This window comes from Streptomyces sp. NPDC051561 (assembly GCF_044454195.1).
GTDB lineage: Bacteria > Actinomycetota > Actinomycetes > Streptomycetales > Streptomycetaceae > Streptomyces.
In genome coordinates this window covers 537830-563800 of the sequence record NZ_JBITDM010000001.1, presented here as the reverse complement: position 1 = coordinate 563800, position 25971 = coordinate 537830, and the positions used below count along the sequence as shown (strand labels likewise).

Below are 25971 nucleotides of genomic sequence, written 5' to 3'. Positions count from 1 at the left end.
CGGACCTTGGAACCGGACCTTGAGAGGTGCCCGGGCCCGCCCCCGGCCGTCGGTCGGGGGCGGGCCCGGAAGCGGCCTAGTACCAGATGTACCAAGAGCTGGCCTTGAGGCTCTTCTTCGAGGTCATGGCATTGCGGATGGCAAACAGAACCTTCATTTTCTGCTCCCTGTCTCCCCTTTGTGCGGGGCGTAATTGGGCACACGGGTGCCCCTTGTGAGGGCGGTGTGCTGTTGACTCCACGAATGTTCCGTGAATCGCTTGGCGATTGCTGAACATAGGATCAATGTGATCGTTGATCAAGGGGGTTGGGTAGTTCTTTCCTTGTTCATGGGGATGGGTGCGGGTGAATTCCCGTTCATAGGGAGGAGGAATTCGAGGTTTATTGACGTGGCCTCTGATTGCGGCGGAGCAGAGCTGAGCTGATCGGCCACGAGTGGTGATGGGCGATCATGGCGCCATGACCGGTCACGCTGCGGTGTCCAAGCGGGTGAGGGGGAAGGGGCTGAGGGGGAAGGGGTTGTGGTGGAAGGGGCTGAGGGGGGAGGGGTTGAGGTGAAAAGGACCGAGGTTCCTGTTATTGCGGCAGACGGTGCGACGGTCGCCGTGGGCGAGGTCACGCTGCTCGCCCCCACGACGTTCGCCGTGATGCCGGGCGAGTTCTGGTGTCTCACCGGCGGCAACGGCTCGGGGAAGACCACCCTCCTGCGTGCCTTCCTGGGCAGTCGGCGCCTGACAGGTGGTTCGTGCTCGGTGCGGGGCGAGCCCGCCGACGTGGCCAGGCCCCTGCACCGGCGCATCCTGGCCTCGCTGGTGGAGCCGATCCCGGTCGCCCGTGACATGACCCTGCGCGAACAGGTGACCCTGGTCGCCGCGTCCTGGCACGGCAACACCAAGGAGAGTGCCGAACGCGCGGAGCAGGTCATCGAGCGGCTGGGACTGTCCTCGCTGGGCGAACGGTTCCCCCATCAGGTCTCGTCCGGACAGGGCCAACTCTTCAACCTGGCACTCACGTTGGTGCGCCCGGCCGACGTCGTACTGCTCGACGAACCCGAACGGCATCTCGACAGCCGGCGCATCGACCTGGTGGCCGCCCTCCTCGCCGAACGGGCGCGGCAGGGCACCGCCTTCCTCGTCGCCACCCATGAGGACGTGCTGGTGGAAGCCTGCGACGGCCGGGTGGAACTGGGATGACCGCGGACAGCCCGGTGGCGGCCGACAGTCCAGTGGCGGCCGACGGCCCGGTGGCGGCCGGCACCGACGCGATGACGCGGGTGCGCGCCGTACGTCACCTCTACGCCCGTCGCGGCGACCGTGCCACGGTGCAGGGGCGCGCGTACCTCGCCTACCTCGTCGCCCTGTTCACCGTTTTCTACCTGGTGCCCGTCGTCCACGCCGCCAGTACCTCGCCGGCCCTGGTCCCCCTGGGATCCCTCGCCAGGGCCACGCCGGTGGCGTGTGCGCTGGTGATCGCGGCGTGCTGGAGCGCACAGCTCGCCGGACGGTTCTGGGGGCCGCTGGTAATGCAGCCGTTCGTGCTGCACGTCTTCATGTCCACGGACCTGCCCCCGACGTCCTACCTGGGCGCGACCGTCCGGCGGCGGCTGATGTACGTGGCCGCGGCCACGCTGCTGTCGACGGGCACCGCCGCCTACCTCACGACCGACCTGTTCCACCACCTCGACACCGCACCGGCGGGTCTCGCCCTCGCGCTGGGGCTCAGCGCCGTCACGGCGGTGGCCTGGCTGTGGGGCCAGGTCCGGCCGGTACGGGACAACCTCGCGCTGGCCGCCGCCGCGCTCGCCGTGGGCCTCGCCGCGACCCTGCTGGGCCGGAGCGTCCCGGGCGGCGGAGGCGAGGCGGGCGGCGGGGGCAGCGGGGTCGGCCTGTGGCTGCTCGCCGGGGTGCTGCTGACCGCGGCCCCCGTTCTCGGACGGTCGGCCTTCCGCTCGGTCCGGACGGTCGACCTCGCCAGGCTCGCGCGTGAATCGGCACGCGCCGCCCAGGCCCAGACGTACGCCATGACGGGCACGCTGCACCATGCGCTCGACCTGTACCGGCCGGAGCCGCGCGGGTTCACCTCGGCTCTCCTGCGTGCGGACGGGCGCCTGCGCGGACACCTTTCCCAGGGCGTCGTCCGCGCGCTGCGCACCCCCGCTCGCGCGAGCGCCGCCGTACTGCTCCTCCTGATCGGCGGCGGTGTCCTGACGTTCGGGGCGGCCGGAGCGCAAACCGGTCCCGCGCTGTCGTACCGGGTGGCCGGAGCGGTCTGCGTGTACCTGGGGTCCGGCTGGCTGAGTGAGACGTGGCGCGGCCTGCGCGACGAGTTGACCCTGGCACCGCTGCTCGGCGAACGGTGGGGCGGCATGCTCGCCCGCACCCTGCTCTGGCCCGTCGTCGCCGTAACGGCCGCAATGGTTCCGGGAGTCGGCCTCGTGCTCCTGACCGAGGGGACACTGCCGGGCGGAGGTCCGGTGGGCACCCTCCTGCTTGTCGCGGGGGCGCTGGTGCTGGTGCTCGGCGCCAGATTCCTGCGCGAGATGAAACTGAACCTGCCGCTGTCCCTGCTCCTCCCGGTGATCACACCACTCGGTGACCTCTCCGGACTCCTCTTTCTGGCCTGGCAGTTCGACGGCCTTGTGGCCGTGGTGCTCGGCATCCTCGTGATGGGCGCCCTCCCGGACGCCCTCGGTGCGTTCGCGCTCGCGCTGGGACTGGCCCTCTGGTTCCTGTGGAGGGGCCTGCGCCGGGCGGGGTGGGCGCACCGGGGGCTGTTCTCCCGGCTGGGAGGCAGAGTCTGAAGCATGAACCGGTCGGCCGCCGACGGTCCGTCGCTACCGGTCGTCGGTCGCTACCGGTCCGCCGCTACCGATTGTCGCTACCGGTCCGTCGCTACCGGTCCGTCGTCACCTGTTCCCGGTCCGACCACAGCCGCGCGTGCAGGTGCTCGTCGTGGTACTCGCCGTCGCCGAAGCGGTACGAGGCGCGCAGTACGCCCTCGGCGGGGAAGCCGCAGCGTTCGGCGACCCGGCAGGAGGCTTCGTTCTCCACGGCGTGGGCCAGTTCCAGGCGGCGGACGCCCGCGGTGCGGAAGGCCCAGTCGGCTGCGACGCGGGTCGCCCGGGTGGCGAGGCCCCGGCCGCGGGCGGCGGGGACCAGCCAGTAGCCGATCATTCCGAGACCGTCCGCGCGGTCCGTCCAGCGGACGGTGAGGGCGCCGAGCAGGGTGTCGGGACGGGTGCTCTCGGCCAGGGCGAAGGTGGCGAGCGTGCCCTTGCCCCAGGCGTCGTCGCGGGCCTCCAGCCACTTCGTGGCGGCGTCCCGGTCGGCTGTCGGGAGCGGGTTCCAGAGGGCTATCGCCTCGTCGGTGGACGCGGCGATCAGGGCGTCCACCGTGGGGGAGCCGATGTCCGCCCGGCTCCACGGGCGCAACCTGGCGTCGCCGAGGTCGAGGGTGGTGCGCACGAAGTCCTGCGGCGCGGGGGCGGGCGCCGGGGCAGAGGCGGCGGGAGTGGGGGCGGAGGGGAGGGCGGTCATGGAGTCATTTCCTATCCGGAGTCCGGACCCCGGCGCCAATGATTTTGCGCGACGAGCAGGAAGGGAGGGGCGAAAGCCGCGGTGAAGACGGGGCCAACGTCCCGCTCCCGCAAGGCCGAAAGGCCCGTGCCCCGGGGGCGGGGCGGGGGCGAACATGGGAAGCCCGACCATTCGGCCCGTGTCCTAAAGGCTGGTTGACATGCCTTCCCGCTTTTCCAGTCCGCTCTTCGCCGAGCCGGGAGAGGTTCCCGGTGCGGCCAGGCTGCCGTTGGCCCTGCCCTGGCTGGTGTGGGCGCTGCTGATCCTCGCCGAGATCCTGAGCAGCCACGAGGTGCGTTTCAGCCCAGTGCTCGCGGTCGTCCCACCGCTGGTGGCCATCGCCTACGGCTGGCCCGTCGTGGTCGCCTCCGGGGCGCTCGCCTGGGTGACCCAGCTGGGGTTCCTCTGGCTGGACCCGCCGACCTGGGTCGGCATCGGCCCCCTCACCACTGCCATCGGCATTGTGGGAGTCACCGTCGCCAGTGCCATCGGCTCGGTGGGGCGTCGGCGCGGTGAGGCGCGCATCCAGCACATGCGGTCGCAGGCGGGCGGAGTGCAGCGGGCGCTGCTGCGGCCGATACCGCCGCAGATCGGCGGCTACCGGGTGTCCGGTTTCTACCAGGCGGCCGAGCACGACGCCCGCGTCGGCGGTGACTTCTACGAAGCGCTGGAGACCCCGTTCGGGCTGCGCATCGTGCTCGGCGACGTATCGGGGAAGGGCCTCGCGGCGGTGGACGCCACGGTGACGCTGCTCGGGGCGTTCCGGGAGGCCGCCGAGCGGGAGGAGGATCCGGCGGCGGTCGCCCGGTGGATGGACCGCTCGCTCACCCGCCGGCAGATGGCCACCGGTGACCACCGGTTCGCGACCGCGCTGATCGTCGAGGCACACCCCGGCGGGCGGCTCCGGTTCGTCAACTGCGGCCACATACTGCCCTGGCTGGTCGACGCGGACGGGGCACGCGAGCTGCCCCTCCCGCCCGGCGCCCTCCTCGGCCTCTTCGACCACCTGCTCACCGAACCGCTCGGCACCGTCTCCCACACCCTCCCGCCCGGCACCTCCCTGCTCACCGTCACCGACGGCGTGACCGAGGCCCGCGATGCCCGCGGGGCGTTCTACGACCCCGGCCGGGCCCTGCACGCCCAGGGCCTCGGCGCCTGCCCGACCGACGTCAAGCGCGCCGTCCTGATCGGCCTCGCCCGCCACACCGGAGGCCGGCTGTCGGACGACGCGGCGGCGTTGGTGCTGGCGCGGGCGGACGAGCAGACGGACGAGGAGACAGCCGGGTAGCGGGAGCTGACCGTACCGCTACCGGGCCCGGAGGAAGACTCCTCGTACCACCACGTGCGGGGCCTACCCGTACTGCGCCGCCTGCGTCCGGAACATCGCCGCGTACCGACCCTCCGCCGCCAGCAGCTCGGCGTGGGTGCCGTGTTCGACCAGGCGGCCCCGGTTGAGTACGTGGATGGTGTCGGCGTGCCGGACCCCGGACATGCGGTGGGTGACCAGGACGACCGCCCGGTGCGGTCCGGCCAGGCGCCGGATGCGGTCGAAGGCGGCGATCTCGGCCTCGGGGTCGAGGGCGGAGGTGGGTTCGTCGACGATGAGGATGTTGTCCCAGGGGCAGGTGGAGGTACGCCGGTGAGTGCGCGCCAGCCCGATCTTCTGCCACTCCCCGCCGGATATCTCGGACGCACCGTGGAACATCCTGGCCAGCAGCGTGCCGAGCCCGAGCGGCAGCTTCCCGATCACCCCGGAGGCCTCCGCGTACTCGACCGAGGTCATCAACTCCTCCTCGGTCGACGGTGACTGGGGCCGCCCGATGCGGATGTTCATCCCGGCGGTGACCGGCCACCGCTCGAAGTCCTGGGTGAGCAGCGCCACTCGGGAGAAGACCGACGACCGGTCCAGGACGGTCATCTCCCGGGTGCCCCACCGCACCGTCCCGCTCTGCGGCAGCAGCAGGCCCGCGACCACCTTCATCAGGGTGCTCTTGCCCGACCCGTTCTCGCCGACCACCGCCGTCACCGAACCCATCGGGAGGGTCAACGAGACACTGTCCAGGGCGGGTTCGTCGCGGTCCGGGTAGCGGTACGTCACCTTCTCCAGCACCACCGAACCCACCTGCCGGGCAGGTGCGTCGCCCCCGGGCGGGATGGCCCGCCGAGCCGCCTCCGCCAGGAACCTCTCGTGGTCCTGGACGTACAGGCTCTCCTCGTGCAACTGGTTCACGTTCATGACCAGCACCCCCAGGTTCGCGGCGCCCGAGCGGACCGCGACCACGGCCGTGCCCGCGACGGCCAGCTCCATGTGCCCGGCCACGATGAGCCAGCCGAGCATCCCGTACGTGCCCACCAGGACCAGCCCGGACATGGCGGCCGCGACCAGCTCGGTGAGCGCCTTTCCGTTGGCCAGGCGCTTCTGCTCGGCCTCCGCGCTGTGCGCCATGTCCTCGTAGCAGGAGAGGAGGTACGGGCCGACGGCGTGGATCCGGACTTCCTGGGCGGCCGACCGCGAGGTGAGCAGATTGCCCAGCACCCGGGTCGCCCGTACGTGCTCCAGCCAGCTCATCACGGAGACGTACCGCTCCCGCGCCACCCGCATCGCACCCCAGCCGCGCGGCGCCGCGATCAGGATCAGCATCGGGAGGAGGGCGGGATGCAGGACGGTCAGGACGCTCCCGGCGGCGATGAGCGAGAGGGTCCCGTTCAGCGCCGCGACGCAGGCCCCGATCATGCGGCGCGCGGACGCGGCCCCGTACTGCGCCACGTCGATCAGCCGCCGGAACTCCGGATCCTCGATGGCCTCCAGCTCCACCGCCGACGCCGCCGCCAGATAGTCGGTGGTCGCCAGCCGCTCCACCATCGGCTCGATCCGTCCCGCCCGTGACGTCGACCCGCACGCCAGCAGCGCCCCCACCACCGCCGCACCCGCCCCCACCAGCAGCGCCGGCAACGCCTCGGCCAGCCGGTCCACCGGCGCCGCGGCCCCCAGCAGCGCGTGCATCACGGCATTCACCGCCAGCAGCCCGACGGCCGCCGCCACCCCCTGCCCGACCTCGCACAGCCCCACCGCGATCAGCGCTGCCCGGTCCGCCCGCCACGCCCGGCGCAGGGTGGCCCCCACCAGCCGGGGCATCACCCGCACCGCCCCGAACATCGACAACTCCAGCCAGGCGCTGTCGTGTTGGGACCACCCGGTGTCGTACCGCAACGGTCCGCCGAACAACTCCCGCTCACTGGCCGATACGACTGGCTCGGCGAGCCGCACCCGCCCGAAGAGCCTGCGGACGACCCGCCGCCGCAAGGACTCGCTGCTCACGCTCACGCCCACCACCCGAGGTCGGAATCATTCGAGGGTCCGGCGGCGGAGCGGGTGCCGTCAACGGCGCACGGGGTGGTGCGGGAAGTGCTGCTCCGGGAGCGGTCGCCCGTGCGTCGTCACGTCCACACCACGCACCCCCGCCGTTCCCGACCACCGGTGGCAGGGTGCGCGAGAGGCCGTTCCAGCGCAGGTCCAGGCGTTCCAGGGCGCGCTGTCCGCGCCCGCGTCGTACACAGGCTCTCAGGCCGCCTTCCGCACGCGGAAGCGGAGCATCGTGACCGCGCCCGAGCGGGTGGTGCCGCAGGGTTCCAGATCGATCCGGCCGAGGCCGCCGGGGGGCGAGAAGCGGACGCCGTCGCCGAGCAGTACCGGCACGACGTACACGAGGATCTCGTCGACGAGCCCGCGCCGCAGGCACTGGGCGGCCAGGTCGGCGCCGAGGATCTCCAGGTTCCTGCCGCCCGCGGCGCCGCGGGCGATGGCGACGGCTTCCTCGATGTCGCAGGTGAGGAAGGTGACGTGGGGGTCGGGCTGCTCGGGAGGCCGGTGGGTGAGGACGAACTGTGCGCCCCCGTCGTAGGGGGTGCCCTCGGTGGCCATGCCCTGGGCGACGTCGTAGGTGCCCCGGCCCACGAGCATGGCGCCGGTGGCCGTCATGACCTCCGGGAACGTGTCCGCGGTCAGGTACGTGCCGAACCAGTCCATTGCATGGCCGGGACCGGCGATGAAGCCGTCCAGCGACATCACCCGGTTCACGACCACTCTGCCGGTGCCGTACTCGTCTCCGGCGCCGGCGCCCGTGCCGGTGTTCGCGTCAGTCATGCGGCTTCTCCGAGGGGTCTGGGGGCCCGGGGGAGGAAGCATAGTGAGGCGGGTCGGGTGCGTGGTGGTGGTTACCGCAGGACGGGTGAGCGGTCGGCTCCGGTACGGGCCGCGTCGTACCGCGCCAATATCAGGCGGGCCACCGCCTCGTGGGCCCCGAGAGGTGCCGAGGCAGCGGATTTTACGCTTACTTGGGATTCCGGTCCTTCAGTCCCTTCGGTCCCCGGCAGGGGGCCCGGGGCTGCCGCTGCCGCCGCCTTGCGGGCGAAGAAGCCCGGGGTCATCAGATAGCTGGAGACGGTGATGTCCCGGTGGCCCTCGGCGCGCAGGGCGGCCACCGCCTCGGCCGGGGTGGGGGAGCCGCCGCACAGGTAGGAGGGGACGGTGGGGCGGCCGAGGTGGCGGGTGAGCAGGGTGGCCATGGTGGCGGTGTCCTGCTGGGAGCGGGGGTCGGAGGAGCCGGCGGAGGCGAGGACGACCGGGCCCGAGGCAGGGGTCCGGGCCTGGGCCAGGCGGTCGGCGAGGGCGTGGGCGAGGAGGGGGTCGGGGCCGAGCGCGGCGGCGACCCGGGCGTTGACCTGCGGGGCTTCGGCGAGGGCTGCGGGGATGTCGACGCGGATGTGGAATCCGGTGCCGAGCAGCAGGGGTACCAGGACGAGGTCGCCGGAGAGGCCGGCGAGGACGTCGCCGAGGCCGGGGTGCGCCACGTCGACGTAACCCAGCAGGACCCGCAGTTCCGGGCGCAGTTCCCGGACCAGGTTGAGGAGCGCCTCGGTGGTGGCGGTGCCGGAGGGGTCGCGGGTGCCGTGGGCGACGGCGAGGAGCGGGGGAGCGGGCGGGGTCACCGGGGGTCCACCGCCAGGCGGTAGCCGCGCTTGGTGACCGTGCGGATCAGCGAGGCGTACGGGCCGAGGGCCGAGCGGAGGCGGGCGACGGCGGCCTCCACCGTGTGCTCGTCGGTGGGCCGGGGGGTTTCGGGGTCCGGGGTCCAGGCCTTGCGCAGGAGTTCGGCGCGGCTCAGGACGTTGCCGGGGCGGTCGGCCAGCGCGCGCAGGATGGCGGCGGGCAGGGGGGTGAGGTGGACGGTGCCGAAGGGGCCGGAGACTGCGGCGCCCTGAACGGTCAACCAGGCGCCCTCGTAAGGGAGTTGGCGGCGGTGCAGCCCGGGGAGCTGCTGGTCGAGGGTGCGGACCAGGGAGCCGAGGCGGCCGCGTTCGGGCCAGACGCAGGGGACGTCGGCGGCGAGCAGCGGGCGGGCGCAGACGGGGCCTATGCAGACGGCCAGGACATGGGTGCGCAGGGCGGTGAGGAGTTCCTCGCGGCGGCCCACCGATTCCGCCGCACCGAGGAACGCCTCGATGGCGGGGGCGCTGGTGAAGGGGAGTGCGTGGACCTCGCCCCGTACCGTCGCGTCGACCAGCCGTACCACCGCCTCCGGGTCGGCGGCCGGGCCCCAGCGGTAGACCGGTACCTCCACCACCTCCGCGCCGCGCTCGCGCAGAGCGGCCGTGAACTCCGGGAGTGCCGCGCCGTGTTCCTGGACGGCGATCCGCCGGCCCGCCAGATCCTGTTCGAGCAGCCAGACCAGCATCTCGTCGACGGCTTCGGAGGCCGGGGCGTAACTCTCCCGCAGTCCGGAGGCCCGGATCGCGCCCGTCGCCTTGGGACCGCGGCTGAGGACGGTCGCGGTGCGGCACGCGTCGATGAGCCGGGTGCCCGTGCCCCAGCCCTCGGCCGCGCTGATCCAGCCGCGCCAGCCGACACCGGTGGTCGCGATCACGTAGTCGAGCGGCGCGGACAGGCATCGCTCGGTCGCCTCGCGCACCTCGGTGTCGTCGTCGAGCGGGACAATCCTGAGGGCGGGCGCGGAAATGATCCGCGCGCCTCGGCGGCGGAGCAGGGCTTCGAGCTCGTCCCGGCGGCGGTCGGCGGTCACGCCCACCGTCAGTCCGACCAGTGAGCCCTCCGGAGGTACGGGGGTGGCGGGCATCGCTGCTGTCATGCGCCGACACTGGCCCAGGGTTGTTAAGCCGCCGTTACGGACGCGTCTCGCGGGAGTGAGAGTAGGGCGATCTTGCAATACGGGCGTGTGTCCTGAGCCTCGCACGCTGACCTGTGGGAAGTGAGCGATACGTACCTTCGGCGCAACGCACGGGACGTGGGCGCGTAACGGCGCGCGGGCACGGTGGGGCCCATGAACACGACGCTCCCGGCGGCCCCCGTCGACACCCACTGCCCGTACTGCTCACTGCAGTGCGGCATGCGGCTGCGCGCCACCGGCTCGGCCGCCCAGCCGGTGGAGATCGTCGAGCGGCCCGAATTCCCGGTCAACCGGGGGGCCTTGTGCGGCAAGGGCCACAGCGCCGCCGCCGTGCTGGCGCCGGGGGTGCGGCTGACGGTTCCGCTGGTACGTGACGAGAAGGGCGGCCCGCTGCGCGAGGCCGGCTGGGACGAGGCGCTGGACCGGGTCGCGGCGGCCTTCCGTACGACGGGCAGCCGGTACGGGCGGGACGCGGTCGGGGTGTTCGGCGGCGGTGGGCTGACCAACGAGAAGGCGTATCTGCTCGGCAAGTTCGCCCGCGTCGCATTGCGTACGGCCAGCATCGACTACAACGGCCGCTTCTGCATGTCCTCGGCCGCCGCCGCCCACAAGGCCGCCTTCGGCCTCGACCGGGGGCTCCCGTTCCCGCTGGCGGACGTGGCCCGCACCGGTTGCGTGATCCTCGTCGGCAGCAACCTCGCCGACACCATGCCGCCCGCCGTCCGCTACCTGCGGGAGATGCGGGAGGGCGGCGGCAGGCTCATCGTCGTCGACCCGCGGCGGACCCGGACCGCCGAACTCGCCGATCTGCACCTGGCGCCGGTGCCCGGCACGGACCTCGCGCTCGCGCTGGGACTGCTGCACCTGGTGATCGCGGGCGGCCACGTCGACGAGGCCTTCGTCGCCTCCCGTACGAGCGGTTACGAGGAGGCCAGGGCGGCGGCGATGGCGCACTGGCCGGAGCGGGTGGAGGGGATCACCGGGGTGCCGGTGGCTCAACTCCGGCGCGCGGTCGAGCTGTTCGTGGCCGCCGGGACCGGCATGGTGCTGACCGCACGCGGTCCCGAGCAGCAGAGCAAGGGCGTCGACACGGTCGGGGCGTGGATCAATCTGTGCCTGGCGACGGGGCGGGCGGGGCGCGAACTGTCCGGGTACGGGTGCCTCACCGGGCAGGGCAACGGGCAGGGCGGGCGCGAACACGGGCAGAAGGCCGACCAGTTGCCCGGCTACCGGTCGATCACGGACCCGGCGGCGCGTGCGCATGTGGCGGGCGTCTGGGGGATCGACCCGGACGATCTGCCGGGTCCCGGCATCTCCGCCTACGAGCTGCTCGACGCGCTGGGCACGGACGGCGGTGTGCGCGCCCTGCTCCTGATGGGCTCCAACCCGGTCGTCTCCGCACCCCATGCCCGCCACGTCACCGAACGCATCCGGGCCCTCGACACCCTCGTCGTCTGCGATGTGGTCCTCTCCGAGACCGCCGCACTCGCCGACGTCGTCCTCCCGTCGGCCCAGTGGGCGGAGGAGACCGGCACCATGACCAACCTGGAGGGCCGGGTCCTGCTGCGCCGGGCGGCGGTACGTCCCCCCGGTCAGGTCCGCACCGACCTGCGCATGCTCCATGAACTCGCGGCCCGCCTCGGCTGCGAGAAGGGCTTCCCGTACGAGGCGGAGGAAGTCTTCGCGGAGCTGCGGGAGGCGTCGGCGGGCGGCCAGGCCGACTACTCGGGGATCAGCTACGAGCGGATCGGTGCGCAGGACGGTGTTTTCTGGCCGTGCCCCGAGGAGGCCGCGACGCTCACGGGCAGCCCGGCGGCCAAGGCTTCGGACAAGGCCCCGGCCAAGGCCGCACCCCACCCCGGCACCCCCCGCCTCTTCCTCGACCGGTTCGCCACCCCCGACGGCCGTGCCCGCTTCGCGGACGTGTCGCACCGGCCGGCCGCCGAGGAACCGGACGCCGACTACCCCCTCCACCTCACCACCGGCCGCGTCCTCGCCCAGTACCAGAGCGGCGCCCAGACCCGCCGCACACCCGAGCTGAACAGTGCGGCCCCGGGCCCGTTCGTCGAGCTGCACCCCCGGCTTGCGGCCCGACTGGGCGTACTGGAAGGGGAGTTGGTCGCGGTGACCAGCAGGCGGGGGCGGGCCACCGCACCCGCCCGGGTGACCGGCCACATCCGCCCGGACACCGTGTTCATGCCGTTCCACTGGGCGGGCGAGGGGCGGGCGAACTCCCTCACCAACCCCGCCCTCGACCCCACCTCCCGGATGCCGGAGTTCAAGACGTGCGCAGTGAAGGTGGAAAAGGCATGACGCCGGTACGGACAGCAGTGGTCGGCGCGGGCATGGCCGCGGCCCGCCTCGCCCGCCAGGCAATGGCCCAGGCCGCGCCCGGTGCGATGGAGGTCACCCTGTACGGCCACGAGTCGTACGCCCCCTACAACCGCGCCCTCCTCGCCGGAGTCCTCGACGGCCGCTACACCCCGGACGCCCTCGCCCTGCCCACCGGCGGCGCGGTCGTCCGTACCGGAACGGAGGTCGTCGCCGTCGACACGGCGGCCCGCACCCTGCGCACCGACACCGGGGACCTCGTCACCTACGACGTACTCGTCCTGGCCACCGGCGCCAACCCGGTCCTCCCCCCGATCCGGCACCTGCACAGCACTCTCGCCGGACCGGACTCCGGCCGCGAACTCAAGGACGGCGTCCACGCCTTCCGCTCCCTCGCGGACTGCGTACGCCTCGCCGAGGCCGCCCGGGACGCCAAGCGGGCCGTCGTCATCGGCGGCGGGGTACTCGGCGTCAGTGCCGCCCGCGCACTTGCCGCGCTCGGCATCCCGGTCGAAGTCGTCCACCAGGCACCCCACCTGATGGAACGCCACCTGGATGACGAAGCCGGCGCCACCGTCCGCCGCGCCCTCGAAGGCATGGGCGCCGCCGTCTACACCGGCAACCGGGCCCGCGCGCTGCGCGGCGACACCGCCGTCACCGGTGTCGCCCTCGCAGGCGGGCACGTCCTCGACTGCGACCTCGTCGTCCTGGCCTGCGGAGTCCGTCCCCGCACCGGTCTGGCCCGCGCCGCCGGCATCGAGGTCCGGCGCGGCATCGTCATCGACGACACGCTCGCCACCTCCGCCCCCGGTGTGTACGCCATCGGCGACTGCACCGAACACCGGGGCGCCGTCCACGGGCTGACCGGACCGGCGTGGGCGCAGGCCGACGTACTGGCCGCCCGCCTGTCGGGAGCCGGCCCGGACGCCATCTACACCGGAGTGCGGGGTGTCGCCCGCCTCACCGCCGGAGCCCTGGAGATCGCCGCGTTCGGCGACGTCGGGGACACCGACGGGGACGCACTGCGCCTCGCCGACGGGACCCGGGGTGCCTATGGCTCGTACAAGAAGCTCGTGATGCGCGGCGACCGACTCGTCGGCGCGATCCTCGTCGGCGATCTCGCCGCCGTGGGCGAACTCACCCGCACCTACGAGAGGGGCGAGCCACTGCCGTCGAGCCCCCTCGACCTCCTCACACCCCTCGAAGCCGAAGGAGCTGTCCTGTGAAGGACTCCACGGAGACAGAGACGACGACCCGCCGCCACCTGGTGCTCGTCGGCCACGGGATGGTCGGCCAGCGCTTCCTGGAAGCGTTCGCCGAGCGCGACGGGACCTCCGCCTGGCAGGTCACCGTCCTCGCCGAGGAGCCGCGCCCCGCGTACGACCGGGTGCACCTCACCTCGTGGTTCTCGGGCACCACGGCCGATGAACTCTCCCTGTGGGAAGACGGTTTCGGCGAGAAGTACGGCATCGACCTGCGGCTCGGCGACCCCGCCGAGGTGATCGACCGTGCCGCCAGGACCGTCACCGCCCGCTCCGGTGAGGTCTTCGGGTACGACGCGCTGGTACTGGCCACCGGCTCGTACCCCTTCGTGCCTCCGGTCCCCGGCCACGATGCCCACAACTGCTTCGTCTACCGCACCATCGAGGACCTGGAGGCGATCCGTGCTGCCGCCGGCCACGCCCGTGTCGGCGCGGTCGTCGGCGGTGGACTGCTCGGTCTTGAGGCGGCGGGCGCGCTGCGGGCGATGGGTCTGGACACACATGTGGTGGAGTTCGCACCGCGGCTGATGGCCCTTCAGGTGGACGAGGGGGGCGGCGCCGTACTCCGGGACAAGATCCAGGAGTTGGGCGTCACCGTGCACACCGGCGCGGGCACCCAGACCGTGGAGACCGGCGCCGACGGTGCGGTGCGCGGGATGGTGCTGTCCAACGGGGCGACCCTCGACACCGACCTGGTGGTCTTCTCGGCGGGCGTACGCCCCCGGGACCAGCTCGCCCGTGACTGCGGGCTGCCCGTCGGCGGGCGTGGCGGCATCATCGTCGACGCCGGCTGCCGGACCGAGGATCCGGCGGTCTGGGCGATCGGTGAGTGCGCGCTCGCGGCCGACGGCCGGGTGTACGGGCTGGTGGCGCCGGGCTATGCGATGGCGGAGGCGGTGGCCGGGCAGATCACCGCGGGGGAGGGCGAGTTCACCGGCGCCGACCTCTCCACCAAGCTCAAGCTCCTCGGTGTGGACGTCGCCAGCTTCGGTGACGCGCAGGGCACCACCGAGGGCTCCCTCGAAGTGCTCTACGCCAACAGCCGCGAGGGCGTCTACAAGAAGCTGGTCATCGGCACCGACGGGGCGCTCCTCGGCGGAGTGCTGGTCGGCGACACCGAGTCGTACGACCTGCTGCGCCCGCTCGCCCTGGGCGGCGCCCCACTCACCGCGCCGCCCGAGCAGCTGGTGCTGCCCTCCTCGATCGGTGCGGCGCCCGGGCCGATCGCCCTCCCCGACGAGGCGGTGGTCTGCTCCTGCCACAACGTCACCAAGGGTGCGATCCGCGCGGCCGTCGCGGAGAGCGGCTGCGAGGATGTACCGGCCGTGAAGAAGTGCACCCGCGCGGGCACCGGCTGCGGCTCCTGCGTGAAGCTGCTCGGCACCCTGGTGGCGGACGAACTCACCGCGCAAGGAGTGGAGTTGTCGACCGGGCTGTGCGAGCACTTCTCCCACAGCCGGGCCGAGATCTACGAGATCGTCCGGGTCAGGCGCATCACCACCTTCGACCGGCTGATCGCCGAACACGGGCAGCCGGGACAGTCCGCGAGCGAGGGCTGCGAGATCTGCAAGCCGGTCGTCGGCTCCGTCCTCGCCTCACTCAGCCCCGCCCTCGGCGACGCCGTCTCCGGTCACATCCTGGACGGCGAACAGTCCGCCCTCCAGGACACCAACGACCACTTCCTCGCCAACCTCCAGCGCAACGGCTCCTACTCGGTCGTCCCGCGCATCCCCGGCGGCGAGGTCACCCCGGACGGACTCATCACCATCGGCGAGATCGCCCGCGACTTCGGGCTGTACACGAAGATCACCGGTGGTCAGCGGATCGACATGTTCGGCGCGTCCGTCGATCAACTCCCCTCCATCTGGCGGCGGTTGGTCGACGCGGGCTTCGAGTCGGGCCACGCGTACGGAAAATCCCTCCGCACCGTCAAGTCCTGTGTCGGGCAGACCTGGTGCCGCTACGGCGTCCAGGACTCCGTCGCCCTCGCCATCGAGCTGGAACTCCGCTACCGGGGCCTGCGCGCCCCCCACAAGCTCAAGTCGGCGGTCAGCGGCTGCGCCCGCGAGTGCGCGGAGGCCCAGAGCAAGGACTTCGGTGTCATCGCCACCTCGGCGGGCTGGAACCTGTACGTCGGCGGCAACGGCGGCATGACCCCGCGCCACGCGGACCTGCTGCTGGTCGACGCCGACCGGGAAACCCTGCTGCGCACCATCGACCGCTTCCTGATGTTCTACGTCCGCACCGCCGACCGGCTGGAGCGGACGGCCCCCTGGATCGAGCGCATGGAGGGCGGACTCGACCACCTGCGCGCGGTCGTCGTCGACGACTCCCTCGGCATCTGCGAGGAGCTGGACGAACTGATGGCCAGTCACATCACCTCGTACGAGGACGAATGGGCCGCCACCCTCGAAAACCCGGACCGGCTCGCCCGCTTCGTCTCCTTCGTGAACGCCCCCGGCACCCCGGACCCCACCATCCGCTTCGTACCGGAGCGCGACCAGATCCGCCCGGCGGAACCCGTCGCCGCCGCACTGGTCGCGGGCCCGACCCTGGAAGTAAGGAGCCTGGCATGAGCACCACCCTGACGGAAGCCGCCACCCTGCCGGAACCGACCGGCCCGCCGGCACCGACCGCCCGGCCGGAACCCACCAGCCCGCCGGAACCCACCACGGACGCCCTGCTCGTCGAGGTGGACACCGGCGACGGCTGGACCCCCGTCTGCCGCTACGACTCCCTCGTCCCCGGCCGAGGCGTCGCCGCACTGGTCGGCGACCACCAGATCGCCCTCTACCGGGACCGCTCCGGCACCGTCCACGCGGTCGGCAACCGGGACCCCTTCAGCGGCGCGCACGTCCTCTCGCGCGGGCTGCTCGGGAGCCGCGACGGGACGCCCGTGGTCCTCTCCCCGATGTACAAGCAGGCCTTCGACCTGCGCACGGGTGTCTGCCTCGACGAGGAGGAGGCCCCTGACGGCTCCCCGGCAGCGTTGCCGGTCTGGCCCGTTCGTACGCACGCCGTTTCCTCCCGAGCCAGTTAGGCGGCCCCGGCCATGACCACCAGCGTCCGCTCCCCCCAAGCCCCGCCCCCCGCGCCAGGGACCAGGTCAGGGCGCCGCCCGGCCATCGAGGAATGGCGGCCCGAGGACCCCGCCTTCTGGGCCGCCACCGGCGAGAGGACCGCCCGCCGCAATCTCGTCTTCTCGGTGTTCTCCGAACACATCGGCTTCTCCGTCTGGAGCCTCTGGTCGGTCCTGGTGCTCTTCCTCGGACCCGAGTACGGCATCGACCCGGCCGGCAAGTTCGTGCTGACCGCCGTGCCGACCCTGCTCGGCGCCGCACTCCGGCTCCCGTACACCTTCGCCGTGGCGGTCTTCGGCGGGCGCAACTGGACCGTCATCAGCGCCCTCGCCCTCCTCCTGCCGGCCCTGCTCACGGCGTATGTCCTCGAACCGGGCGTTTCCTACACGACGCTCCTGGTCGTGGCCGGGGTCGCCGGTATCGGCGGCGGCAACTTCGCCTCCTCGATGGCCAACATCAACGCCTTCTACCCCCAGCACCTCAAGGGCCGCGCGCTCGGCATCAACGCGGGCGGCGGCAACCTCGGAGTCCCCGCCGTCCAGCTCCTCGGCCTGCTGGTGCTGGCCACCGCGGGCGCCGCGCACCCCCGCCTGGTGCCGCTGATCTACGTCCCGCTGATCGTGCTCGCGGCAGTCGCCGCCGCCTTGCGGATGGACAACCTCCCCACCCTCCGCAACGACCGGGGCGCCCTGCGCGAAGCCTGCCGCGAACGCCACACCTGGGTGATGTCGCTCCTCTACATCGGCACCTTCGGCTCGTTCATCGGTTTCGGCTTCGCCTTCGGACAAGTCCTGCTGGTCCAGTTCAAGGGCGACTTCCCGACGCCCGTCAGCGCCGCGTACCTCACCTTCCTCGGGCCTCTCCTGGGCTCGCTCATCCGTCCCGTCGGCGGGGCGATGGCCGACCGCTGGGGCGGCGCCCGGGTCACCTTCTGGAACTTCGTGGCGATGGCCGCCGGCGCGCTGCTGGTCTTCCTCGCCTCGAAGTCCGGCTCGCTGCCGCTCTTCCTGACCGGGTTCGTGGCCCTCTTCGTCTTCAGCGGCGTCGGCAACGGCTCGACGTACAAGATGATTCCCGGCATCTTCCACAACAAGGCGGCCCAGGAGATGTCGGCGGGTGCGGACCCGGTCGAGGCGGAGAACCGCTCCCGGCGCCGGGCGAGCGCTGTGATCGGGATCGCGGGAGCGATCGGTGCGCTGGGCGGGGTGCTGGTGAACATCGCCTTCCGCCAGTCCTTCCTCACGGAGGGCACCGGCGACGCGGCGTACCTCGCCTTCCTCGCGTACTACGTGCTGTGCCTGGTGGTCACCTGGGGCGTGTATCTGCGGCGGCGCCAGGTGTGACAGCCGAGTGGGGTGCGGTACGCCGACGTACCGCACCCCACTCACTCGCCCACTCACTCGCCCGTCCGCCCGTGCGTCTCAGGCGTTCCGCTTCCTGGCCCTGCGCAGTTTCGCGGGCCACTTGCGGGTGTCACGCGGTTCCACGTACGGCTCCTGCTCCGCCGGCAGGCCACCGCTGATCGCCCGCTGCCGGGCCAGCTCCGCATCGAATTCCAGCCCCAGCAGCACCGCCAGGTTCGACAGCCACAGCCAGACCAGGAAGATGATCGCGCCGGCCAGCGCGCCGTACGTCTTGTTGTACGAGCCGAAGTTGGCGACATAGAGCGCGAAGCCACCCGACGCCGCCAGCCACAGCAGTACGGCCAGCACACTGCCCGGACTCACCCAGCGGAAGCCGCGCCCGCGCACATTGGGCGCCGACCAGAACAGCAGCGCGATCATCGCCACCACCAGCAGCAACAGCACCGGCCACTTCGCGATCGCCCACACGGTCACCGCCTGCGACCCGAGCCCGATCGCCTCACCGGCCCACTCCGCCACCGACCCGGTGAAGACCACGATGAGCGCACTGGCCGCCAGCAGCACCATCAGCAGCACGGTGAGCCCTATCCGCAGCGGCGTCACCTTCCAGACCGGACGGCCCTCGGGCATGTCGTAGATCGCGTTCGAGGTCCGTATGAACGCCCCCACGTACCCGGACGCCGACCAGACCGCCGCCACCAGACCCACGATCGCGATGACCCCGCTGGTGCCACCACTGCCCTGGAGCTGCTGCACCGCCTGCGTGAGGATGTCCTTGACGGCACCGGGCGCGAGCGACTGGACGTTGTCCAGCACGGTTTTGGTCGCCGACTCCCCGATGACCCCCAGCAGCGAGACCAGCACCAGCATCGCCGGAAACACCGAGAGCACCCCGTAGTACGTCAGCGAGGCGGCCCGGTCCGCCAGCTCGTCGTCCAGGAACTCCTTCCCGGTCCGCCGCAGTACGGCCCACCAGGAACGGGCGGGCAAGTCGGTGGGCCCCTGCGGAGCAGGCCCGTCCGGATCATCCGGGGCGGGACGATCCACACCATCCGGCGCGGAGTGGTCCGGAAAGGAGTGGTCCGCAGCGGTCCGCTCCGGTCCGGTCCGCTCGGGGTCATCGTTTCCACTGGCTGTCATGGCAGGCGGGTACCCCCGAAGCGGGAAGCGACCCGGGGCGTCTCTCGGGCGGTGCCGCACGCTCCGGGTCAGGCGATGCCGGTCAGGGGCTGGCCGTCGAGGAGGGCGGGTACGCCGGTCGCCGCGCCCTGCTCGTACGCGGTGCCGAACCGGTCGTCGCCCAGGGTGGCGCGGGCCCGTGACGCGATCCGGGCGACGTCTTCCTGCTCGCCCTCCGGCAGCGGTACGCCGGCCGACCGCCGGAGCGTCGAAGCGGCGCCGAGCAGCCGCGCCGCGTGCTCGGACCGGTCGGCCCCACCGGCCAGAGCCTGCGCGCCGGCCACGCCCTCCAGCGCCAGCGCCAGTGGCAGGCCACCGTGGTCACGCACCGCGGACAGGCCGTCGAGCTGGAGTGTCAGGGCGGCTGCCGCATCGCCCCGCAGCTCGGCGACGAAACCGAGTTCCGCCAGGATCAACGGAGGTTCCTGCGGCCGGTACCCCATCTCCCGGTGCACGAGGAGGACGTTGCGCAGATGGGCCTCGGCCGCGTCGAGGTCGCCCGTACGGCGTGCGCCCATCCCGAGCCCGACCTCGGCGTACTGCTCCCCGAACTTGTCCGACTGCGCGACCGACAGGCGTCGGGCCCGCTCGTGGAAGTCGCGGGCCCGGGGAAAGTCCCGGGTGAGCAGCGCGATCCGGCCCAGGCCCGAGAGCTGGAAGGACACCTCGGGCCACAGTTCCAGGTCCTCGGCGATCCGCAGTGCCTCGCGGTGCAGCCGGCCGGCCCGTTCGTAGTCGCCGGTCACCTCCGCCAGCACCTGCAACGGCACCATGGTCCTCAACTGGCCCCAGCCGTCGCCCAGTTCGCGAAACGTCCTCAGGACCTCCGGACCACTGTGCTCGCCCTGGCGCCGCAACGCGTCGAAGTCGCCGCGCACCTTCGCGTGGAACAGCCGGCTGGAGAGCGCCGCTGCCGTGTCCCACCGGTCACCGAGGATGCGGAACGTCACCAGCGCGGACTCGATCAGCCGCAGGCTCGGCGCCGGATCTCCGACGCCGTACAGGCTGGACGCCAGGAACCATTCGGTCCGCGCCCTGCCCAACGGGTCGTCGGCCTCCTCGTACGGCCGCAGCGCGGCGCGGTAGTCCCCGGCCGGGTCCGCGCTGCCACCGAGCAGCAGCTTGAAGCCGCCGAGCCAGCCCGTCGCCCTGGCCACCAGTGCGGCGGAGGCGTCGCCACCGACCGACAGGGCCAGGGTGAAGGAGCGCCTGGCTTCGCTGTTGCGCCCCCGCAGATGCCAGTACCAGGCCATGGCGTTCACCAGCCGCAGCGCGCACTCGGCGTCCCCGGCCCGGCAAGCGCTCTCCAGGGCGGCGCGCAGATTCGCACTCTCCTCGTCGAGGCGGCGCAGCCACCGGCGCTGCTCGTGCCCCCTCAGCTGCGGCTCGGCCCGCTCGGCGAGCGCCGTGTAGTGGGCGCGGTGGCGGCGTCGCAGCTCCGTCGACTCGCCGGATTCCGTCAGCCGCTCCCCGGCGTACGCGGCCACCGACTCCAGCATCCGGTAACGGGGGCCCTGCGCGGAGGCCGCATCGTCGGTCATGACGAGCAGCGAGGAGTCCACCAGGCGGGCCAGCAGGTCGAGTACGTCCCCGCGGTCCACGCCGTCCCCGGCACAGAGCTCCTCGGCCGCGGCGAGGGTGCAGCCGTCGGCGTGCACCGCCAGCCGTCGCAGCGCGGCCCGCTCCTGGCCGCCGAGCAGCTCCCAGCTCCAGTCGATCACCGCGCGCAGGGTGCGCTGACGGAGCGGGGCGCCGCGCGCCCCCGCTGCCAGCAGGTGGAACCGGTCGTCGAGGCGGGCGGCCAACTCCCGTACGCCCAGCGCCCGTACACGGGTCGCGGCCATCTCCAGAGCCAGCGGGATGCCGTCCAGCCGACGGCAGACCGACACCACCGCGTCCAGGGTGCTCCCGTCGAGGACGAAGCGCGGTGCGCCGGCCGTGGCCCGCGCCACGAACAGTTCGATCGCGCCGAAGCGGCTCGCCTCCGCCGTACTCAGCGCGGCGACCGAGTCGGGCAGGGGCAGCGGCGGCACCTCCTGAAGGTGTTCGCCGGTGAGGGCGAGCGGCACCTGGCTGGTGGCCAGGACGCTCAGGGCCGGGGCCTCCTTGAGGAGTTGCGCGGCCAGCTCCGCGACGGGCTGAACGACATGTTCGCAGTTGTCGAGGATCAGCAGCGTCGGCCGGTCACCCAGGGCGTGCGCCATCCGCGCGGCGGACGAGGGCGGCTCGTTCCCGGGGTACGAGGTGTCGTCCCGCAGCCCGAGCGCCGCGCCGACCACCTCGTTCACCGCGGACGTACCCCCGGCCCCGGGGGCGGCGAACGCCGGGTCCAGAGCGGAGAACTCGGCCAGGTGGATGCCACCGGGGAAGGCGGCGGTGAGCCGTCCGGCGGCCGCCAGGGCGAGTTGTGTCTTGCCGACGCCACCGGGGCCGGTGAGTGTCACCAGGCGGGAGGCAGTGCGGGGGGCGGGGGCGTGGGAGGCAGTGCGGGGGGCGGGGGCGGGGGCGTGGGAGGGGGCGAGGAGTGCGCGCAGTTCGCTGATCGCCGCGCCTCGGCCGATCAGCTCGGTCAGCGGGGCCGGTACGTTGCCGGGAGGGCGGGCCGCGGAGGTGGCGGGCGGCGGAGGGGCGGCCAGCGCGGGGTCCTGGGTGAGGATCGACCGGTGCAGGGCGGCCAGTTCGGGGCTCGGGTCCACCCCCAGCTCCTCGGCGAGGCGGGCGCGCAGCTCCGCGTAGCTGCGCAGTGCCTCGTCCTGGCGGCCGGCCCGGTAGAGCGACCGTATCTGTACGGCGCGCAGCCGCTCCCGCAACGGGTGCAGACCCACCAGGTCGGTCAACTCATCGGCCACCAAAGCGTGTTCGCCCAGTTCCAGGCGGGCGCCGGCCAGCTCCTCCAGTGCGGTCAGCCGCTGCTCGTCGAGTCGGGCCGCCGGGGTGCGCGCGAACTCGGCGTCCGTGAAGCCGGCGAAGGCGGGACCGCGCCAGAGGGCCAGTGCGTCCGACAACAGGGCTGCCCTGGAACGGGGTTCGGCCACCGTCCGTGCACGGGCGAGCAGTTCCTGGAAGCGATCGGCGTCCACCGCGTCGCTGCCGGTCCGCAGCTCGTAGCCGGGCGCGCGCGAGATCACCAGGGACCCTCCGCCGGGCTCGGCGTCCTCCAGCGCCCGCCGCAGCTGCCACACCTTCGTCTGGAGCGCAGCCCGGGGGTTGGCCGGGGGTTTCGCGCCCCAGATCTCCTCGACGAGCCGGTCGCCCGAGACCGGCTGCCTGTGGTGCGCCAGCAGACATGCCAGCAGGGTGCGGACCTTCGACTCCGGAACGCGGACCTCCGCCCCGTCGCTCGTCCACACGCCCAGCGTGCCCAGCACCCCCCAACGCATGCGCTCAGGCTAACCCAAGGGGCGGGCGGTGCAGGGAGAGGGACCTTCGGATGACCGAGAGGGCACCGGGACACCGGGAGGAGAGCGGGAGGACACCGGGAGAGGACCGGGAGAGGACCGGGAGTGGGCCGGCGCACGGTGGGGGTCCGAGCGGGCCGAGCCCGGGGACGTAACGGAACCGGCCCGTGCCCAAGGAAGGAAACCCATGTCCACGAACGCCCCCGAGGCCCCTGACGCCCCCGAGGCCCCCGAGGCCCCCGCACCCAAGGCAGGGAAGCGGGAATGGCTGGGCCTCGCCGTGCTGGCCCTGCCCACCCTGCTGATCTCGCTCGACCAGAGTGTGCTGTACCTGGCCCTGCCCCACCTCGCCGAAGGTCTGCGGCCCACAGGCACCCAGACGTTGTGGATCATGGACATCTACGGGTTCCTGATTGCCGGATTCCTCATCACCATGGGAACCCTCGGCGACCGGATCGGCCGCCGCAAGCTGCTGATGATCGGTGCCGCGGCCGTCGGCCTCACCTCGGTGGCGGCCGCCTGCTCCACCAGCGCGGAGGGCCTTATCGCCACCCGCGCGCTGCTGGGCATCGCCGCCGCGACCTTGATGCCGTCCACCCTCGCCCTGATCGGCAACATGTTCCACGACCCGCACCAGCGCGGTCGCGCCATCGCGGTGTGGGCCAGTTGTTTCATGGGCGGCACCGCACTGGGACCGGTTGTCGGGGGCACGCTGCTCGAATACTTCTGGTGGGGTTCGGTGTTCCTGCTCGGCGTGCCCGTCATGGCGGTGCTCATGATCGTCGCGCCGCTCGTGCTGCCGGAGTACAAGGACCCGCACGCGGGCCGCATCGACCTGCCCAGCGTGCTGCTGTCGCTGGTGTCGCTCCTCTCGGTCATCTACGGGCTGAAGGAGCTCGCCCGCTACGGCTTCGCGCCGTTGCCGATCGCCGCGGTCCTTCTCGGTCTGGCCGTCGGCGCGGTGTTCGTGCGGCGGCAGGGGCGGCTGGCCCACCCGCTGCTGGACCTGAAGCTCTTCAGGGTCCGTTCGTTCACCGCCGCGCTGCTGATCCTTACGGTGTCGATGCTCGGGACCGGCGGTGGCTATCTCTTCATCACCGGGTTCCTTCAGATGGTGGAGGGGTACTCGCCGATGGAGGCGGGTCTGCTGATGGTGCCGGCGGCCGTCGCCTCGGTCCTCGCCGCGCAGGTGGCGCCCTTCTTCGCCAAGAGGTTTCAGCTCAGCACCGTGATCGGGGTGGCCCTGCTGGTCGGCGCGGCCGGTTACGCGATGCTCGTTCTCGTCGACCCGGTCGGCGGGATGCCCCTGCTGATGGCCGGGTTCATGCTCGTCTTCGTCGGGGTCGGCACCTTCGGGTCGCTCGGCACCCATCTGGTCGTCGGCTCCGTCCCGCCCGAGCGGGGCGGGTCCGCCGCGGCACTCTCCTCCATCAGCGGTGACCTGGGCACCGCGCTCGGTGTCGCCACGCTCGGCAGCCTCGGCACCGCCGTCTACCGCGGCTCGGTCGAGCCGCCCGCCGACACCCCGGCCGACGCCGCCGATGCCGCCGGAGCCGGCATGGAGGGCGCCGTCAACGCAGCCCTGGAGCTGCCGGCCCGGGCCGCCGAGAGCCTGCTGGCTGCGGCGAAGGAGGCTTACACCAGCGGGCTCAACACGGTCGCGGTCGCCTGTGTCGTCATCACCGCGATCAGTGCGACCATCGCGCTCACCCTGCTGCGCGACCGCCGCACGGCAGCTCCGTACGAGAAGCACTGAGCTCCGTACGAGAAGCACCGAGCTTCGTACGAGCGGCGCCGCCCTCCCCTCCCTGGGAGGCACAGCCGCACCTTCCGCACCTCGTGCTTTTCCTATAACTTCCGCACCAGGAGGTGATCTTGCATGGAGCGGATCGCACAGGTCATCCGGGTCCGGCCCGAAAAGGTCGCGGAATACCGGAAGTTGCACGAGGCCGTACCCGAGCCGGTGCTTGCCAGGCTGCGGGCGAGCAATATCGCCAATTACTCGATCCATCTGCTGGGTGACCGGCTCTTCAGCTATTACGAGTACGGCGGGGACGACCTCGCCGCAGACCTCGCCGCGATAGCCGAGGACGAGGCGACCCAGGAGTGGTGGAAGCTCACCGACCCCTGCCAGGAGAGCGTGCCGGAGGCGGCACCGGGGCAGTGGTGGGCGAGGGCGGAGCAGGTCTTTCTGATGGAGTGAGGCGGGGTGGCGGGGAAGAGGGGCGGGTGAGACGGGGAAGCAGGGCGGGTGACGGGGACGCGCATGCCGCATGCGCGTCTGTCACAGGCGGGCGGGCTGTCTCGTCCTAGGGGGCGACAGACAAACCCGCCCCCCAGGGCCTGGCGCCTCAACCGCCCCCCCGCACGCCCCGCAAGGAGAATTCCCGTGAACCTCGCCCTCTGGATCGTGACCGGACTGCTCGCAGCCGTCTACCTGCTCAGCGGCGGCTACAAGGTGATCACGCCCAAGCAGAAGATCGCCGCCGCCGGCCCCCACGGGAGCGCGGGCTGGGTCGACGACTTCAGCGACGGCGGCGTGAAGGCCATCGGGGCCGTCGAGATCCTGGCCGCGCTGGGGCTGATCCTGCCCGCCGTGCTCGACATCGCGCCGGTACTGGTGCTGTGGGCGGCCGTCGGCCTGGTCGTGCTGATGCTGGGTGCGGCGGCCACCCGTGTCCGGCGCCACGAGACCAAGCTGATGGCGGTGGACCTGGCCTATGCCGCCCTGGCCGCCTTCGTGGTGTGGGGACGCTTCGGCCCCGAGCCCTTCACCGGCTGACCGGCCGGGCGAGGCGGCGCAGGCCACCCCTCCCCGAGTGCCGACGCCGCCCCACCCCCCGTACGACCGGGCCTAACTGATGTTGATGTGCACGTTGAAGCGCACATTCACCACCGTCACGAAGAAGTTGCCCTGTTTGGTGCGTCGCTCCAGGGTGTCCCCGGTGGTGCCCTTGCCCTTCTCCTCCTTGTTCTCCACCGGTCGGTGGTCGAACGACCGGAACAGCCGGTCGTCGGTGGCGGCGGCGACCGCGCCCACCTTGCGCCAGTGGCTGCACAAGTCGTCGTAGCGCGTCTGGCTGAGCTTGGTGCCGAACGTCATGTTGAGCTGGCCGCCGCCGACGTACTGCGCGCACACCTGCTTGAAGATGCTCACGGCGTGCTCGTCGTAGTCGCCGCCGCCGTCGATCTGCCCGAGGACTTCTTCCTTGTCCGCGGCGATCTTGTCCTTGCGGAGCTTCCTGGCCTCTTCGCTCCTGCGGGCGTGCATGTCGGCGACGATGGCCTTCTCGGCCGAGTCGATGCCGTACTCCTTCTTGCAGGCGATCTCCAGCGTGCTCTGCCAGGTGGTGTCGGGAATCCAGACCCGGTCGAATTCGATGCGGTCACAGAAGTCGAGGAGCAGAACCTCGGCCTCCTTCTCGCTCTCCGCGTAGATGACGCCCTTGTACTCCTTGGTCATGGCAGTCCCCTTCCGGACGTACCGAATGCCGCCGACGCACGGCGCGTTGCCGACCCGGGCCGCTGCGCCCCGGGAGCGCAACGTCTCACCGCGGGCGCGGGCTGTCATCCGGTGGGGCGGCGTCCGCTCCGGCGA

Annotated in this window: 20 protein-coding genes; 11 read left to right on the top strand and 9 right to left on the bottom strand. The window is 72.2% G+C overall.

What is annotated here, in order from left to right:
* Nucleotides 1-76: 76 nt before the first annotated feature.
* On the bottom strand, nucleotides 77-157 hold the full coding sequence (locus tag ACIA73_RS02485; protein WP_399436749.1) for a tryptorubin family RiPP precursor: 81 nt from the start codon (nucleotides 155-157) through the stop codon (nucleotides 77-79).
* A gap of 396 nt (nucleotides 158-553) precedes the next feature.
* Here ACIA73_RS02485 and ACIA73_RS02480 point away from each other — a divergent pair, with 396 nt between their 5' ends.
* Both ACIA73_RS02480 and ACIA73_RS02475 read left to right on the top strand, forming a co-directional pair.
* Nucleotides 554-1192, top strand: a complete 639-nt coding sequence (locus tag ACIA73_RS02480; RefSeq protein WP_399436372.1) for an ATP-binding cassette domain-containing protein — start codon at nucleotides 554-556, stop codon at nucleotides 1190-1192.
* Nucleotides 1189-2799: a hypothetical protein gene (locus ACIA73_RS02475; protein ID WP_399436371.1), complete on the top strand. Its 1611-nt coding sequence runs from the start codon at nucleotides 1189-1191 to the stop codon at nucleotides 2797-2799. Before ACIA73_RS02480 ends, ACIA73_RS02475 begins: the two co-directional genes overlap by 4 nt.
* Nucleotides 2800-2890: 91 nt before the next feature.
* Here ACIA73_RS02475 and ACIA73_RS02470 read toward each other — a convergent pair whose 3' ends face one another.
* On the bottom strand, nucleotides 2891-3535 hold the full coding sequence (locus tag ACIA73_RS02470) for a GNAT family N-acetyltransferase (protein ID WP_399436370.1): 645 nt from the start codon (nucleotides 3533-3535) through the stop codon (nucleotides 2891-2893).
* A gap of 199 nt (nucleotides 3536-3734) precedes the next feature.
* Between ACIA73_RS02470 and ACIA73_RS02465 the strand changes: the two genes are divergently transcribed.
* Nucleotides 3735-4862 (top strand): PP2C family protein-serine/threonine phosphatase, encoded by a 1128-nt coding sequence (locus tag ACIA73_RS02465; protein ID WP_399436369.1) that lies wholly within the window; start codon nucleotides 3735-3737, stop codon nucleotides 4860-4862.
* A gap of 63 nt (nucleotides 4863-4925) precedes the next feature.
* Here ACIA73_RS02465 and ACIA73_RS02460 read toward each other — a convergent pair whose 3' ends face one another.
* From ACIA73_RS02460 to ACIA73_RS02445, 4 genes are all read right to left on the bottom strand, one after another.
* Nucleotides 4926-6899, bottom strand: a complete 1974-nt coding sequence (locus tag ACIA73_RS02460) for an ATP-binding cassette domain-containing protein (RefSeq protein ID WP_399436368.1) — start codon at nucleotides 6897-6899, stop codon at nucleotides 4926-4928.
* 237 nt (nucleotides 6900-7136) lie between these two features.
* A complete protein-coding gene (locus tag ACIA73_RS02455; RefSeq protein ID WP_399436367.1) occupies nucleotides 7137-7718 on the bottom strand; it encodes a dihydrofolate reductase family protein in 582 nt (193 codons plus the stop codon).
* Between the two features lie 71 nt (nucleotides 7719-7789).
* The gene (locus tag ACIA73_RS02450; RefSeq protein WP_399436366.1) at nucleotides 7790-8563 is read right to left on the bottom strand and encodes a sirohydrochlorin chelatase; all 774 of its coding nucleotides are present in this window, start codon (nucleotides 8561-8563) and stop codon (nucleotides 7790-7792) included.
* A complete protein-coding gene (locus ACIA73_RS02445) occupies nucleotides 8560-9720 on the bottom strand; it encodes a uroporphyrinogen-III synthase (RefSeq protein ID WP_399436365.1) in 1161 nt (386 codons plus the stop codon). Before ACIA73_RS02445 ends, ACIA73_RS02450 begins: the two co-directional genes overlap by 4 nt.
* A 192-nt stretch (nucleotides 9721-9912) precedes the next feature.
* Between ACIA73_RS02445 and ACIA73_RS02440 the strand changes: the two genes are divergently transcribed.
* The 5 genes from ACIA73_RS02440 to ACIA73_RS02420 are packed head-to-tail and all read left to right on the top strand — an operon-like array spanning nucleotide 9913 to nucleotide 17775.
* A complete protein-coding gene (locus tag ACIA73_RS02440; protein WP_399436364.1) occupies nucleotides 9913-12072 on the top strand; it encodes a molybdopterin oxidoreductase family protein in 2160 nt (719 codons plus the stop codon).
* Nucleotides 12069-13316, top strand: a complete 1248-nt coding sequence (locus tag ACIA73_RS02435; protein ID WP_399436363.1) for an NAD(P)/FAD-dependent oxidoreductase — start codon at nucleotides 12069-12071, stop codon at nucleotides 13314-13316. The genes ACIA73_RS02440 and ACIA73_RS02435 overlap by 4 nt, the downstream gene beginning before the upstream one ends.
* A gap of 59 nt (nucleotides 13317-13375) precedes the next feature.
* A complete protein-coding gene (nirB, locus tag ACIA73_RS02430; protein WP_399436748.1) occupies nucleotides 13376-15928 on the top strand; it encodes a nitrite reductase large subunit NirB in 2553 nt (850 codons plus the stop codon).
* Nucleotides 15925-16392, top strand: coding sequence for a nitrite reductase small subunit NirD (gene nirD, locus ACIA73_RS02425; RefSeq protein WP_399436362.1), 468 nt, complete (start codon nucleotides 15925-15927; stop codon nucleotides 16390-16392). The genes nirB and nirD overlap by 4 nt, the downstream gene beginning before the upstream one ends.
* A gap of 12 nt (nucleotides 16393-16404) precedes the next feature.
* Nucleotides 16405-17775 (top strand): nitrate/nitrite transporter, encoded by a 1371-nt coding sequence (locus ACIA73_RS02420; RefSeq protein WP_399436361.1) that lies wholly within the window; start codon nucleotides 16405-16407, stop codon nucleotides 17773-17775.
* A gap of 78 nt (nucleotides 17776-17853) precedes the next feature.
* Here the strand turns inward: ACIA73_RS02420 and ACIA73_RS02415 are convergent, their stop codons facing one another.
* Together ACIA73_RS02415 and ACIA73_RS02410 are read right to left on the bottom strand one after the other, a co-directional pair.
* Nucleotides 17854-18936, bottom strand: coding sequence for a YihY/virulence factor BrkB family protein (locus tag ACIA73_RS02415; protein ID WP_399436360.1), 1083 nt, complete (start codon nucleotides 18934-18936; stop codon nucleotides 17854-17856).
* Nucleotides 18937-19004: 68 nt separating this feature from the next.
* The gene (locus ACIA73_RS02410) at nucleotides 19005-22355 is read right to left on the bottom strand and encodes an AfsR/SARP family transcriptional regulator (protein WP_399436359.1); all 3351 of its coding nucleotides are present in this window, start codon (nucleotides 22353-22355) and stop codon (nucleotides 19005-19007) included.
* Nucleotides 22356-22560: 205 nt separating this feature from the next.
* Here ACIA73_RS02410 and ACIA73_RS02405 point away from each other — a divergent pair, with 205 nt between their 5' ends.
* The 3 genes from ACIA73_RS02405 to ACIA73_RS02395 all read left to right on the top strand — a co-directional run bounded on the left by ACIA73_RS02405 (nucleotide 22561) and on the right by ACIA73_RS02395 (nucleotide 25155).
* Nucleotides 22561-24129 carry an MFS transporter gene (locus tag ACIA73_RS02405; protein ID WP_399436358.1) on the top strand — a complete coding sequence of 523 codons (1569 nt, stop codon included), beginning with the start codon at nucleotides 22561-22563 and terminating at the stop codon, nucleotides 24127-24129.
* A gap of 123 nt (nucleotides 24130-24252) precedes the next feature.
* Nucleotides 24253-24576 carry an L-rhamnose mutarotase gene (locus ACIA73_RS02400; RefSeq protein ID WP_399436357.1) on the top strand — a complete coding sequence of 108 codons (324 nt, stop codon included), beginning with the start codon at nucleotides 24253-24255 and terminating at the stop codon, nucleotides 24574-24576.
* 186 nt (nucleotides 24577-24762) lie between these two features.
* Nucleotides 24763-25155 carry a DoxX family protein gene (locus ACIA73_RS02395; RefSeq protein ID WP_399436356.1) on the top strand — a complete coding sequence of 131 codons (393 nt, stop codon included), beginning with the start codon at nucleotides 24763-24765 and terminating at the stop codon, nucleotides 25153-25155.
* A gap of 72 nt (nucleotides 25156-25227) precedes the next feature.
* On the opposite strand, the gene ACIA73_RS02390 is transcribed toward ACIA73_RS02395, so the two are convergent.
* Complete coding sequence (locus ACIA73_RS02390; protein ID WP_399436355.1) at nucleotides 25228-25836, bottom strand: hypothetical protein; 609 nt, start codon at nucleotides 25834-25836, stop codon at nucleotides 25228-25230.
* Nucleotides 25837-25971 lie beyond the last annotated feature (135 nt).